The organism is Flavobacterium wongokense (assembly GCF_021608265.1).
GTDB lineage: Bacteria > Bacteroidota > Bacteroidia > Flavobacteriales > Flavobacteriaceae > Flavobacterium > Flavobacterium wongokense.
This window is the reverse complement of sequence record NZ_JAKIHP010000001.1, coordinates 852,848-868,222: the sequence shown is the minus strand read 5'-3', so window position 1 is coordinate 868,222 and position 15,375 is coordinate 852,848. Positions and strand designations below refer to the sequence as shown.

Here is a 15,375-nt window from a genome sequence, read left to right as displayed (position 1 = left end):
TTTCTTATCATTTTAGCGGACAATCATTACTTTTTTAACCGCGGTTTCAGCAGTATCTTCTGCAGCGATAAAAATCATGTAAACACCCGAAGCTACCTTGTATTTCCCGAATGCTGTAGTATCCCATTCTATTGTTCCGCCTTCAGACGTGGTTTCGTAAACCAGGTTGCCTTCGATATCGGTGATTTTAACATTGGCTTTTGAAACAAGGCCGGCTACTTTTACGGTTCCGTCAAAATTTGGACGAACCGGATTAGGATAAACATAAACGGCATCTAAATTATCGGCTGGCCTTGTAGAAGTTCCTTTAAAGGAAACCAGTCCTTTGTCGGTTGCGAAGAAGACTTCGCCCGTAATGGCATTAATCTCAATGTCATTGATTACGTTGCTTGGCAAAGGCGAATTGTCGATAGTAAAATGATAAATGGTTTCCTGACCGTTTGGAGAAAAAAGGAACACACCGGAATCAACGGTACTGATCCATTTTTGGTTCGAACCGTTCACAGCGATATCACTAATATATTGATCCTGCAAAAGTTCTCTGGCAAGTCCGTTTTCGTCAAATATGATGGCGTTGGCCTTCATTTGTTCGGGAGAATTATAAGCTCCGGTGCTGGACAATACCCTAAGGCCGCGATTGGTTCCAATCCAAACCTGGTTCCTGTTATCAACAGCAATGGCACGGACATCGATAGAAGGAAGATTTCCGGCATCTTCGCCCTGCGTTATTTTTTTTAGGCCAACACTCGAGTTTTCGTTAAAGGCAACAACACCATTTTTATAGGTTGCTATCCATTTGGTACCGCTGTTATCAATGGCGATTTTGCAAAAATCATTGTTGGCATAATTATCTAAAATTGTGTGTAAATCATAGCTTTGCCATGTACCGCCTGGTTTTAAAACATTTAACGCTTTTTCTGTCCGGCTATCGGTCATCCATAAATTCCCATTTTTGTCGAATGTGGTACTGTTTACCCAGATTTCGCTTCCGACACTGATTTCCAGTGTGCTGTTGGTATTATCATAAAGCGTTGTTGGATGGTCATCGATTACGCTAAGCAAACCGTTGTGGTACGAACCTATGTAAACATTTTTTTCATCATTGGGGTCAATGGCAATCCTAACTAACGATTTTGCACCTAAAACCTCACTATAAGGAATGTTGAGCCAGCCGTTGGTTTCGTTGTATTTGCTTATCCCAAACTGGGTAAGGCTAAAGCCAAGATAAGTGTAAGGATTGTAGGTAATGTCATAACCACCATAAACCGCCCATAAATTGGATGCCGAACTGCTTATTGAAAACATATTGTTCATTTGAGGCCCACTCGGCATGATAAAATCAAAAGCTATTGGATTGCTGATTGTAGAGGTTAGGATTCCGTTTTCATTGGTTCCGATATAAATATTTGAACCGATTACGGTACCACAGGTAAACGTTACCGGATGTGTTGTAACCTGAGAATTCTGTATCGTTACAACCGGACTTAGTCCTGTATTAAAAATAATAACTTTGTTGGAGCACGTTGCAATCAAATAATTTCCATAAGCCCTAAAATCCAGAGCTGGCTGACCAAGGCTTCCAATCTGCTGGTATGTTGTTCCGGTAAATTTGTAGACATTATTATCGGTACTCATCGCAATCAGCTGGTTGTTGAAAGTTACCAATCCAGTCCAATAACCTGCATTAAAAACCTGCCATTGTGCGTAATCAATCAGGTTTGGATTGGTTACACTTGCCTTTCTGATTCCGTAATATTGGGTAACAGCATAAATTTCGTTATTGAAAACAGTGGTTTGGTATACCCTTGTTTCCTGTCCGCTTGGACCGATAAAGTAAGTGTCCCCAAATTCCAAAGTTGCCAGTTTGTACTGCACAATTCCGAAATCGCAGGAAACATAAAGAATGCCATCATATTCCATGAAATGGTTTATTTTTTTGATATTGGCCGGAATATTTTTATTGATAATATCGACTACATTCAGCATTGTTCCGTCGGCATCATTGATGACAATCATCAATCCGTTTTGATAACCCAGGACTGTTTTGTTGAATGTTTCGCTGTGGTACATTGCAGAGATGGTCTGCCCCGAAAGCCCGTCAATGGTATTGATGGTTTTGAGTTCGTTGGTTGCCAGGTTTTTGGTAAATAAGGCATTTTCCGCCGCTGCAAATAGTTTGGTGCTTGATTCAGATACGTCCTTGATTTGGTTATAGGAGAAATATCCTTTCCAATTTTGGTTTTGTTGGGAAAAACCAATTTGGAAAAGTAAAAGCAACAGCCATAAAAAGGACTTTTTCATCGGATAGCAATTAGTATACAAATATAGTATAAACGCAAAAACTGGCAATTTGTTGTATGGCAAACAAAAAATGCCATCAGAAATGATGGCATTTTAAGGGTTTAGGTTGGTTTTATTTTATTATACGATTCCTTGCGCCAGCATTGCATCGGCAACTTTTACGAAACCTGCAATGTTTGCTCCTTTTACGTAATCGGTATATCCGCTTGCATCAGTACCATATTTCACACATGCTTCGTGGATGTTCGCCATAATATTTTTCAAACGTTGGTCAACTTCTTCAGAAGTCCAGCTCAAACGCAATGAGTTTTGTGACATTTCAAGACCGGAAGTTGCAACACCACCAGCATTTGAAGCTTTTCCTGGAGCGAAAAGGATTTTTGCTTTTAGGAATTCTGAAACAGCTTCAGGAGTAGAAGGCATGTTAGCACCTTCGGCAACACACATACATCCGTTAGCTATAAGCGCTTTTGCTTCGTCACCGTTTAATTCGTTTTGGGTAGCACATGGCAAAGCCACGTCACATTTCACTTCCCAAGGACGTTTTCCTGCTACGAATTTTGCAGATGGATATTTTTTGATATAATCAGAAATCCTGCTATAGTTTACGTTTTTAATTTCCATTACGTGAGCCAATTTCTCAGCATCAATTCCGTCAGCATCGTAGATATATCCTGATGAATCAGAAAGGGTAACTACTTTTCCGCCTAATTGCGTTGCTTTTTCGCAGGCATATTGTGCTACGTTTCCAGAACCCGAAACCACTACAGTTTTTCCTTCAAAGCTTTGCCCTTTTGTTGCCAACATGCTTTGAGCGAAGTAAACATCGCCATAACCTGTAGCTTCAGGACGGATTAATGAACCACCGAAAGTGATTCCTTTTCCGGTTAAAACTCCTGTAAATTCGTTTCTTAATCTTTTATATTGTCCGAACATGTATCCAACTTCTCTTCCTCCAACACCAATATCTCCCGCAGGAACGTCAGTATCAGCACCAATATGTTTAGATAATTCAGTCATGAATGCCTGGCAGAATTTCATGATTTCGATATCTGATTTTCCTTTAGGGTCAAAATCAGAACCACCTTTTCCACCACCCATTGGCAATGTAGTCAAGCTGTTTTTGAAAGTTTGCTCAAAAGCCAAAAATTTCAGGATGCTTAAGTTTACTGATGGATGGAAACGGATTCCTCCTTTATATGGTCCGATAGCAGAGTTCATCTGGATTCTGTATCCGCGGTTTACCTGAGTATTACCGGCATCGTCAATCCAGGTTACACGGAACATGATTACTCTTTCCGGCTCAACCATTCTTTCCAAAAGCATTTTGTTTTGGTATTTTTTATTTTGTTCGATAAATGGAATTACTGTTTCAGCAACTTCCATAACTGCTTGCATAAATTCTGGCTCATGACCATTTCTTTGTGCAACCATGTCCATAAATGCATTGATACTTTGTGACATAAAATTATCTATTTACTATTTTTAAGAAATCGATTTCGTAAAATCGGACAAATATACATTTTATTCAAAAATAGGCGAATATATTTTTTTTAATTATTGCCCTTTTTGTGTTTATGCTAAGAAAACTTGAATAAACTTACAAAGCAGCCGGAAGCAAAACCGAATATTATTTTTTCCGTATATAAACGAACAATTTTTTAATTTATTTTATAACTGATTGATGTTTTTATATATTTGTCGAGATTTGAACTAATTAGTATGCAAATGTCCAAGAAATTTATCCTATCCCTGTTAGTGTTATTTGCCCTGTCAAATAGCGTGAATGCTCAGTTTGGCTTTTCCCATGAAATAGGGGCAATCCTTGGACCGGTTGCTTTCCAATCGGATTATGGTGAGCGCCATGATTTCTCAACAAACATGGGTAACACCGGATATGGGATTGGAATCATCCATTATTTGAACTTTTCATACCGAGCTGAGTGTAACTGTTATACTCCTGAAACTTATTTTAATGACCACTTTAAATTAAGAAGTGAGTTATCTTATAACAAAACCGAATTGCAGCATTTTGGGAAATGGGTTGATCCGAGCAGAACCGGAGAGATGGCCAACCAATTGCGTGCGATGAGAGGAAGCACGGCTGTAACCAATATTGGGATGCAGTTAGAGTTTTTTCCATTGAGCATAAGGGATTTTACCGCTACTAAAGGCGCATTGGCACCATTCATCAGTTTGGGAGGACAATTCAGTTTTTACAGTCCGAAAGCTTGGTCAACATTGGGTCCAATAGGAACCCAGGCTACAACTCCTATCAAATACCTTGATGGATGGAGAGACCAAGGCGGAACCGTTTGGTCAATCGTTACAAGTTTGGGATGCCGATACAGGCTTAATGATGTAGGCGACTTAATGGCAGATTTGAGAATGCAGTATTATTTCTCGAACTGGGTTGACGGTTTGAATCCTGACCCAACAAAATATCCTGAGAACAAAGCCAACGACTGGAACGTTTGGTTTAATGTTGGATATATCTACTACCTAAATTAATACCCGTTAATTTTCTTTTTCAACAGCATCCTTATAATCGGGATACAAAAACTTGTTGTATGGGAATCGTGTGATGTGAATCTTCCTTACGGCTTCATATACCTTTTCACGGAACTCTTCAAAGTTTTCCTTATTGGTTGCCGAAATGAATAACGCATTTTTCTCGCCCACATTACTCATCCAGGTTGATTTCCATTCTTCTAAAGTATAGTGTTTGGTAGTTCTTTCAGTCATCAGGTCATCTTCCTCAATTACCTCATTTTTATAAGTATCAATTTTATTGAAAACCATTATCGTTGGTTTATCATCGCTCTTGATGTCTTTTAAAATCTGATTTACCGAAGCAATATGTTCTTCAAAATCGGGATGAGAGATATCTACCACATGCAATAATAAGTCGGCTTCACGAACTTCGTCAAGCGTACTTTTGAACGATTCAATCAATTGGGTTGGCAGCTTTCGTATGAATCCAACGGTGTCGGACAATAAGAAAGGCAGATTTTTGATGACCACTTTCCGAACGGTAGTGTCGAGTGTTGCAAATAATTTATTTTCTACAAATACTTCGCTTTTACTGATGACATTCATCAAAGTTGATTTTCCAACATTGGTATAACCAACCAAGGCAACGCGAACCATAGCGCCACGATTACCCCTTTGAACCGACATCTGCTTGTCGATGGTTTTTATTTTGTCTTTTAGCAAAGCAATGCGGTCGCGGACAATCCTTCTGTCGGTTTCAATCTCTGTTTCACCCGGGCCACGCAGCCCGATTCCTCCTTTTTGACGCTCAAGGTGCGTCCACATTCCTGAAAGCCTTGGTAATAAATATTGGCATTGAGCCAATTCGACCTGTGTCCTTGCGTAGGAAGTTTCGGCCCTTTGTGCAAAAATATCCAGAATCAGATTGGTTCTGTCCAGGACTTTGCAATCTAACAATTTGGAAATATTTTTTTGTTGTGAAGGAGACAACTCATCATCAAATATGACTGTAGAAATATTTTTTTCTTTGATATACGAACTAATCTCATCCATTTTACCGGTTCCAAGAAAAGTTTTAGGGTTGGGACGTTCCAGTTTTTGCGAAAACCTTTTAATTACTTCGCCTCCGGCGGTAAAAGTCAGGAATTCCAATTCATCAAGGTATTCAGTTAATTTTTCCTCACTCTGATTTTGCGTAACGATCCCAACAATTACAGTCCGTTCAAAATTTATTATTTCTTTTTCTAACATTTGATAAAATTCTTAGGCAAAAATACTCATTTGAAAGTTAAAAAAACGTTTAGATACTAGAAGAATTGTTGAGAAAAACGTCATTTCTTCTGTTAAAAAATTAATATCCTTAATTATTTCATAATTTTTACTAAATTTGGACTTCAAAATTCTAAAAACTTTTATCCAACAACTCAAAATTTTCATTTTATGAAAAAAATTACATTACTACTATTACTTCTTCTTCTGGGTTCTGTTAAGGGTTATTCTCAATTGTATGGCCAAACAGAAAATTTTGATGGAGGAGTGCCTAGTCCGACAGGCGCATTGCCACAATTGTGGGGATTACCAACCGGGGCTTGGGCCATTTTCGAAAGGAATACACCAGCTACGGTTGTATCTACACAAACCTGGGGAATCAATGCCTTTGCGGCTGGATTAGGCCACAACAACACAGAGTGTGCCTCCATCAACAGGGAAAACACGGGTATAAATACCACAACTGAAGACTGGCTGGCAACGTCACAAGTGGACGTTCCTTTAACCGGTTCGAATGAACTGCACTTCTGGACCCGATTGTTCGCAAGTGGAAACCAGGGAACCACCTTCAAAGTGATGTGGGCTCCTGCAGTCGCTACTCAGGCTGACCCTAACTCTTACACTGACCTGCAACAATGGTCGGAGCTGAATTTAATTTTGCCGGTAACGGACTTTAATGTCTGGACTGAAAAAACGGTTCCGCTTCCATCTTTCTTAAATGGGCAATCTATCTATATCGCCTTTGTTAAGATATACCCTAACACTGACGGTTCACTTAACGGTGAGCGTTGGTTGATTGACGACGTAAGTGTTAATACACAATGTACTGCTCCGGTTCCTGGAGCTACAGGTGCAATCACCACATCAACTGCAAATTTAACATGGACAAATCCTGGAAATGCTACTTCTTTCCAAGTAGTTGTAACTCCTACAGCAGGAGGAACTCCATTGACATTTAATTTTCCAGCACCAGCGGCAAATTATCCTATTACAGGATTAGCTTCAAATACGACCTATACTTATACTGTTACAGGTGTCTGTTCAAGTGGATTTTCGAGTCCGGCATCTGTCGTCTCGGCGCCGTTTACTACACAGATAGCACCACCAGTCTGTGGTGGAAATCTTGTAGATTCAGGAGGAGTAGCAGGTAACTATAGTAACAACGAAAACATTTCTCTTACAGTTCCCCCTACAACTGGAAATGTGGTATCGGTTACCTTTACTGCGTTCAATACCCAGGCTGGTAGTGATATCCTAACAATATATAACGGACCGGATACTTCATCTCCGGTATTGGCAACGCTATCAGGTACAACTTTACCGGGTACTTATACTTCTACAGCACCTCAAGGACAGCTGACTTTTGTGTTCCAATCAAATGGTACGACTACAGCTGCCGGATACGCAGCTAATATTATTTGTAACCCGGCTCCTGCCTGTAGAATCCCTCATGCTGTTATAGCATCTGGAACTACAACGACAGGAACAACAATAACCTGGACACAGCCAACGAATCCTGATTCATCTGTGGCAACGGTTTTTGATGTTATTGCCTTACCACAAGGATCGCCTGCACCAAATGCAGGTTCAGTGCCAACATTCAATGATGTAACTGCAGCAGCAGGGCCATCGTTTACACTTACTGGTTTGACACCGGCTACATGTTATGATATATATGTAAGAGCGGTTTGTGCAGCCAACAGTGGATGGAGTGTTATCCCTACAACAGTATGTACTTTGGTAGCCCCACCAGTTTGTGGAGGAAACTATGTAGATACAGGAGGTACAGGAGGTAACTATCCTAACAATGTAACCCAACCTATTTTAATATGTCCTGGTTCTCCAACAGATGCCGTAACGCTTACGTTTACTGCATTCAACATTGCGGCTGGTGATACATTACAAATCTATGATGGTGATAACGCTTCTGCTACTTTGTTGGCAACCTTATCAGGTACAACATTGCCACCATCATTTACTTCTTCTGCTGCTTCAGGATGTTTGTACGCTGTATTTACATCTAACGCAACAGGAAATGCAGCAGGTTGGTTAGCCAATGTAACGTGTGCGCCAAAAGCAACTTGTGCTGCGCCAACAGTTTTAACAAATCCTGCAACACTTCACAATTCTGCAACACTTACCTGGATACAACCGGCAAATCCGGATGGTTCTACATCAAATGTTTTTGATATTTTCTATCAACCTTGTGGACAACCAGCTCCAACAGCTGGATCTACACCACAAGTAAACGATGTAACTGTTACTGGAAATCCGAGTAACTATGTATTAACCGGATTATCACCTCTTACTTGTTATGACATATATGTTAGAGCTGTATGTGGTAGTGGCGGTAGTGTGATAATAGGCCCAATTACAACAACAACTTTAGCTGCGCCACCAGAATGTGGAGGTAACTTTGTTGATGCTGGTGGAACAACTGCAGCTTATGCACCGAACTCGAATATTACAACGGTTATTTGTCCAACAACTCCTGGAGATGTGGTGACAGTAACTTTCACAGCATTCAATACAGAAGCTAACTTTGATGCTTTGTATGTTTACAATGGAAACGCTGTTGTTCCTGGAAACATAATTCCAAGTAACAACCCTGCGGGAAGTGTTCCTGGAGGTTTGGCAGGTGGATATTGGGGAACTGCGATTCCTTGTCCATTTACTTCGTCAGATGCGAATGGATGTTTGACTTTTGTTTTCAGAAGTGATGGATCGGTTCAAAACCCAGGTTGGTTAGCCAACGTAACTTGTGGACCACCACCTCCATGTAGAGTACCAACTGCAATATCATCGACTGCAAATACATTCAACTCAATTACGTTAACCTGGACACAACCGGTAAACCCTGATACAACTACAGCTTCAGCTTGGCAGGTATTGGCATTACCTTGTGGTTCACCAGCTCCACTTCCTGGAGCAACAGGATTTGTTGACGTTACTACTGCACCACCATTTACGCTACCTAATTTAAGTCCGGCAACTTGTTATGACATTTATGTAAGAGCTAATTGCGGAACCAGTGTTAGTGCATGGCCATGTACGCCAGTAACAGTAACAACACCAGCTGCACCGCCAGTGTGTGGGGGTAACTTTGTTGATGCTGGAGGAACAACTGCAGCTTATGCAGCCAACTCAAACATTACGACGACTATTTGTCCAACAACTCCTGGAGAGATAGTAACTGTAACTTTTACATCGTTTAATACAGAAGCAAATTTTGATGCTTTATACGTTTATAACGGGAACGCAGTGGTTCCTGGAAATTTAATTCCGAGTAACAATCCTGCAGGAAGTGTTCCTGGAGGTTTGGCAGGAGGATATTGGGGAACTACAATCCCATGTTCCTTTATATCGGCATCGGCTGATGGCTGTTTGACTTTTGTTTTCAGAAGTGACGGATCAGTACAGAATGCAGGATGGGTAGCCAACATTACTTGTGGGCCACCAGCATCATGTGCTGTACCAGCTGTTGCACCAGCTACTAACGTTACTCATAACTCTGCAGTATTAAACTGGACTCAACCTGCCAACGCAGACACGAGTGTGGCTACAGCTTGGCAGATTTTACCACTACCATGTGGTTCGCCAGCGCCACTTCCTGGCGCAACAGGATTTACAAGTATTTCAAATCCTCCAACAGCGGCACCACCATATACATTAACAGGATTAACTCCTTCAACATGTTATGATGTTTATATCAGAGCTAACTGTGGTACATCTACCAGCGCATGGACTTGTACTCCTATAACCTTTACAACTTTGGTTGCTCCACCAGAATGTGGAGGAGTATTTGTAGATGCTGGAGGCCCAACAGGAAACTATGCTGCCAGTTCAAACATTACGACTATTATTTGTCCAGGTTCACCTGGCGAAATCGTTACGGTAACATTTACTACTTACCAGACAGAGGTTAACTTTGATGCGCTATATGTTTACGACGGAAATACAGTTAACCCTGCAACTCAAATCGCAAGTACGAATCCAGCAGGAGCTGTTCCTGGAGGTTTAGCGGGTGGATTCTGGGGAACAGAACTTCCTGGCCCATTCACTTCAACCAGTCCTGACGGATGTTTGACATTTGTTTTCAGAAGTGACCCTTCTGTACAACAAGGAGGTTGGACTGCAGACATAACGTGTGCTCCTGCACCAACTTGTGCAAGACCAGTTTTATTGAATGCTACTTTCGTAAGCCAGACTTCAGCTACTTTAGGATGGACACAGCTTGCAAATCCTGATGGCTCTTTTGCAACAAACTGGGAATATTTAATATTGCCGGCAGGTTCACCAATTCCTACAGGCTCAGGTATTCCGGTATCAGCTCCGGGTGCACCACCTATTGTTCAGAATGGCTTGGCACCAGGTACAGCATATGTATTCTATGTAAGAGCTATGTGTGATGGTACAAATGGATCGAGTACATGGTCTGCATTGAATTTTGCTACTTTGCCTACAAACGACGAATGTGCTAATGCAATATTTGCCATCGTTAACCAAAACCTTAACTGTGTCCAAACGACTCATGGAACTTTAGCGGGAGCTACAGCCTCTTCACCTGCAACTACTTGTGGTGGCGCAGGAGCAGCTAACGATGACGTTTGGTTTACCTTTACCGCAACAACGGTAACGCATGTAATTTCATTTAACAACGTTACTCCGGCGAATGCCGCTTTGAGTTATGCTGTTTATCAGGGAACTTGTTCAGGTTTAACCGAAGTTGGCTGTAACTCAGGAGCCAACTTAGTTGCAGGAACAACCTACTATATTAGAGTATTCTCTAATTCAACACTTCCTCAATTCACAAACTTTGATTTGTGTATCGGAACACTTCCATGTACGGAGGCGCCAGCATTCTGTACCGGTCAGACCGTTACTTATGCTAACTCAACGAACGTACCTAGTTTAGGACAAATAGGATGTTTATTTACATCTCCTAACCCAGCATTCTTCTTTTTACAGGTGAATCAGGCCGGACCATTGAGTTACTTAATCACTCAAGTGGATACAGGCGGTACTCCAAGAGACGTCGATTATGTGGCTTGGGGACCATTTACAGATTTGAACACAGCTTGTACGGGAGTTCCGGCAAACCCACTAGGGCAAACCGTTCCAATTCCTACTCCAACAACAGGATGTCCGGGAACGCTGCATGCTTGTAGTTATTCTGCAGCACCTGAAGAGATTATGTGTATACCTAATGCCCAATTGTGTGAAGTTTACGTAATCATGATTACCAACTTCTCGAATCAGCCGGGAACAGTTACCTTCACCCAAACCAATACTAATGGAGGTACAACAGCTTGTTTCCCAATAAATACATTTAATTATCCTCAAACATACTATTGCCAAAACCAACCTGATACAACACCGGTTTTATCACCTGGAGCATCAGCCGGAGTATATACTTCTACACCGGGATTGGATATTGATCCTGTAACAGGAACAATCCATTTGGCTACTAGTACACCAGGGAATTATATAGTGACCAGTACTTCTGCAACAACAATTGGTGGAACATGTAATACAATTCCATTTATTACAACAACCAGAACGGTAATTATTACTGCACCAGCTGCTGCGACAATTACTTATCCAGGAGCGCCATATTGTAAAAGTATAATTACAGCTCAGGCACCTACACGTACCGGTACACCAGGTGGAACCTATTCTTCTACAACAGGCTTAGTACTTAATGCTATCTCTGGTGAAATCATACCTGTAGCAAGTGAACCGGGCGTTTATACGGTAACTTATACTATTCCTGCAACTGGAGGATGTCCAGCTTTCACAACAGATACACAAGTTGAAATATTAGCTTCACCAGTTATTACGCAAACTTCGGTAACAGCATGTGATACCTTTACTTTACCTACTCTAACTGAGGGAGGTTACTTTACAAGTGCAGGAGGCGTTGGGCCAATTGATGCAACAATTCCAATTACCGCTACCCAGTCATTATTTATTTATGCGCAGGGAACTAACGGCTGTATTTCTGAAAAACCGATTACTGTAACCATAAACAGTGTTCCTACACCAACGTTTACCGTTACACAGTCTTCTTGTACATCTCCAACGGGATCGATTACGGTTACTTCGCCAACTTCACCAGGAGGCGCAACACCGTTAAACTTATTTATCTCTGAGGTTACAGATGCAGATACAGGCTCATTAACTTATGTTGAGTTGTATAACGCAACAGGAGCACCGGTCAATCTGGCGAATTATAAATTGAAATTCTATACTTGGGGCGCACCTCCAACAGCTGAGAATTTACAATGTGACCTTGTATTGGCAGGAACAATACCAAACAATGCTACTAACGTAATTAAGGTTAGTAACAACGCAAACATTGCTGGTGTTACCCCTAATCAAACTTTTGCATCATGTGCAGGAGTAAATAATAATGATAATATCAGGCTGACTACAGCATCAGATGTACTGGTGGATCAATGGGGACCAACAGATGGTTCTACATTTACACCAGCAGGTCAGGCAGGTTATACTTATAGAAGGTTAAATACAGCAACGCTTCCAAGCACTACTTGGAATCCTGCAGACTGGACTTCATTAGATCCAGAGGATTATAGTAATATTGGAACTTATGCAATGACGGTGTCTAACTATCAGTATAGTATTGACAATGGTCCTTTCCAATCAAGTACAACATTTACCGGAGTTACTCCTGGTACGCATCCATTAGTTGTTAGAGATGTACTTACTGGTTGTGAATCTGAGCCTGTAGATGTGGAAATCGATGCTGTTGGTGCAATTACACCAGTGGTTGATTTTACATATGCAACACCGGTTTGTCAAATTTCAACCACTAATCCTCTGCCAATCCTTGGAGCTGGATTTACAGCTGGTGGAACATTTACATCGAACCCTGCCGCAAACATTGACATTAACCCAACTACGGGTGAAATAACTTTGGTTAATACAACTGATGGAACTTATGATATTACTTATAGTATACCATTTGACCCATTAACTTGTCAGGCTGCAGGTTCCAGAACATTTACAATTGTAATATCACCAGCAACACCAGCAAATGTGACATTTAGTTATACTTCCCCGGTTTGTCAGATTGCCCAGGCAACATTAGCACCAACATTGGATGCTGGTTTTGTTGCAGGAGGTACGTTTACAATCAATCCAACAACAGGAGTTGCAATTGACCCTGCAACGGGAGTATTGACTTTAGGAGCTACTGCAACAGCAGGAACTTATAATGTAACTTATACATTGGCACAAGATGTAGCTACTTGTAGAGCAGCGACAACTTCTAGTGCAATCCAGGTTGTTATTGATCCGGTTACTAATGCTAATGTAACATTCTCATATCCAACACCAGTTTGTTCAATAGCACAGGCAACGGTTGCGCCGATATTGGATCCTGCATTTACCACAGGTGGAACATTTACTGCTAATCCATCAACTGGAATTGCAATCAATGCGTCTACCGGAGTAATTACTTTAGGAACTTCTACTACACCAGGAACTTATTCAATCACTTATAGTGTACCACAGAATTTAGCAACATGCCAGGCATTGACAACGTCTCCTGCCATCCAGATTGTTATTGATCCTGCGACTACGCCAACAGTAGGCTTCAGTTATACCTCTCCGGTTTGTCCTGGTGAGACTGTTAACCCGATGCCGGTTTTAGGTGCTGGATTTACAACAGGTGGAGTCTTTGGACCAACACCATTAGTGGATCCTATAACAGGTGAAGTTGATTTGGATCAAACTACAGCGGGTACTACCTACCAAATCACGTATACAGTAGCTGCCAACAATGCAGCCTGTCAAAATGGTAATGTAGGTAACGCGTCAATCGCTATTTCATCGCCAATTTTGGTGGAACTTAGTGGGGGATGTCAAAACGTATACGTTTTGAATGCGACTCCGGTAAATGGTTCATTTGATCCGGCAACTGCTACTTACCAATGGTACAATGCACAAGGGCCGGTACTTAATGGTGATCAGCAAAGTTTAGATGTTCCTGTAATTGGCACTTATACGGTTGTTGTAACTTACAATGGTTGTCAGGTAACCTCTGCTCCGTTTGAAGTACTCTCAATAGCTTGTCAGATTCAAAGAGGTATTTCTGCGAATAATGATAATTTCAACGACACCTTCAATTTAACAGGTTTTGATGTTAAACATTTGACTATCTTCAACAGAATGGGAATGAAAGTCTATTCAAGAGGTAATTATGTCAATGAATGGGATGGAAAATCTGATGATGGTGATGAACTTCCTGACGGTACCTATTTCTATGTAATAGAAAGAAACACCGGAGGAGATTTGACAGGATGGGTTTACATCAATAGAGCACAATAACAACTTAATAATTTGCATTCAAAATAAAACAAAACAAAATGAAGAAAATATATTTCATTGCGATATTGGCTTTAGCGATTAACGAGTTAAGAGCACAGCAAGATCCGCATTACACGCAATACATGTACAATATGAGTGTAATGAATCCGGCTTACGCTGGTTCGAAAGAGAGTATGTCGGGAGGATTATTATACAGAGCACAATGGGTTGGGCTGGACGGAGCACCAACAACAGGAACTTTCTTCCTGCACAGTCCAGTAGGTAGAAACGTAGGTTTAGGTCTTTCTGTAGTTTCAGATAAGATTGGACCTGTAGAAGAAACCAACATCTATGGAGATTTCTCATACACCTTAAATTTAGGCGGAGAGCACAGGCTGGCTTTTGGTTTAAAAGCTGGGGCAACAATGCACAAGATTGATTTTGAAACAATCTATCCAACACTGCCACAGCCATCAACGCTTGATCCATTCTATGCATCAAATCCAAATACTACGTTCCTGAACATAGGTTCCGGGGTCTTTTATTATACAGATCACTATTATTTGGCTTTCTCTGTTCCGAACATGTTAAAATCTAAATATCTGGATTTTAACGGTAGGGAATATGGTACAGATGTAATACATTATTTCTTAACTGGAGGTTATGTGTTTGATTTAAATCCAAATTTAAAATTCAAACCTTCTGCGATGGTAAAATCATCGGTAGATGCACCAACATCATTTGATCTTTCTGCTAACTTCAAAATGTATGACAAGTTAGAATTAGGAGCAACTTACAGATTGGAAGATTCATTTGGAGCGATGGTAAATTTTGCCATCACTCCAAATTTGACAATTGGATATGCTTATGATCACGTTGTTTCAGATTTAAAGGTAGTAGCACCAGCTTCTCACGAGGTAATGTTGTTATTCGATTTAAATTTCCCGAAAAAAGTATCACAATCGCCTAGATATTTCTAAC

The 15,375-nt window shown here is 40.9% G+C and carries 6 protein-coding genes; 3 read left to right on the top strand and 3 right to left on the bottom strand.

Annotated elements, in window-relative coordinates; all coding sequences use genetic code 11:
- Window positions 1-12: 12 nt before the first annotated feature.
- Both porZ and gdhA read right to left on the bottom strand, forming a co-directional pair.
- Window positions 13-2,301: a type IX secretion system anionic LPS delivery protein PorZ gene (gene porZ, locus L1S31_RS03585; RefSeq protein ID WP_236462251.1), complete on the bottom strand. Its 2,289-nt coding sequence runs from the start codon at window positions 2,299-2,301 to the stop codon at window positions 13-15.
- 120 nt (window positions 2,302-2,421) lie between these two features.
- Entirely contained in the window at window positions 2,422-3,765 is a 1,344-nt protein-coding gene (gdhA, locus tag L1S31_RS03580; RefSeq protein WP_236462249.1) for an NADP-specific glutamate dehydrogenase, read from the bottom strand.
- 264 nt (window positions 3,766-4,029) lie between these two features.
- On the opposite strand from gdhA, the gene L1S31_RS03575 reads away from it, so the two are divergent.
- Complete coding sequence (locus tag L1S31_RS03575) at window positions 4,030-4,812, top strand: THC0290_0291 family protein (RefSeq protein ID WP_236462245.1); 783 nt, start codon at window positions 4,030-4,032, stop codon at window positions 4,810-4,812.
- A gap of 6 nt (window positions 4,813-4,818) precedes the next feature.
- On the opposite strand, the gene hflX is transcribed toward L1S31_RS03575, so the two are convergent.
- The gene (hflX, locus tag L1S31_RS03570) at window positions 4,819-6,045 is read right to left on the bottom strand and encodes a GTPase HflX (RefSeq protein ID WP_236462243.1); all 1,227 of its coding nucleotides are present in this window, start codon (window positions 6,043-6,045) and stop codon (window positions 4,819-4,821) included.
- Between the two features lie 189 nt (window positions 6,046-6,234).
- Between hflX and L1S31_RS03565 the strand changes: the two genes are divergently transcribed.
- Together L1S31_RS03565 and L1S31_RS03560 are read left to right on the top strand one after the other, a co-directional pair.
- The gene (locus tag L1S31_RS03565; protein ID WP_236462240.1) at window positions 6,235-14,415 is read left to right on the top strand and encodes a fibronectin type III domain-containing protein; all 8,181 of its coding nucleotides are present in this window, start codon (window positions 6,235-6,237) and stop codon (window positions 14,413-14,415) included.
- Window positions 14,416-14,453: 38 nt separating this feature from the next.
- Window positions 14,454-15,374: a PorP/SprF family type IX secretion system membrane protein gene (locus L1S31_RS03560; protein WP_236462238.1), complete on the top strand. Its 921-nt coding sequence runs from the start codon at window positions 14,454-14,456 to the stop codon at window positions 15,372-15,374.
- Window position 15,375: the final 1 nt, after the last annotated feature.

Excerpts from the sequence above, each read along its gene's own strand:
- porZ (WP_236462251.1), bottom strand. The coding sequence starts at position 2,301 with ATGAAAAAGTCCTTTTTATGGCTGTTGCTTTTACTTTTCCAAATTGGT.
- L1S31_RS03560 (WP_236462238.1), top strand. The coding sequence starts at position 14,454 with ATGAAGAAAATATATTTCATTGCGATATTGGCTTTAGCGATTAACGAG.
- L1S31_RS03575 (WP_236462245.1), top strand. The coding sequence starts at position 4,030 with ATGTCCAAGAAATTTATCCTATCCCTGTTAGTGTTATTTGCCCTGTCA.
- L1S31_RS03565 (WP_236462240.1), top strand. The coding sequence starts at position 6,235 with ATGAAAAAAATTACATTACTACTATTACTTCTTCTTCTGGGTTCTGTT.
- gdhA (WP_236462249.1), bottom strand. The coding sequence starts at position 3,765 with ATGTCACAAAGTATCAATGCATTTATGGACATGGTTGCACAAAGAAAT.
- hflX (WP_236462243.1), bottom strand. The coding sequence starts at position 6,045 with ATGTTAGAAAAAGAAATAATAAATTTTGAACGGACTGTAATTGTTGGG.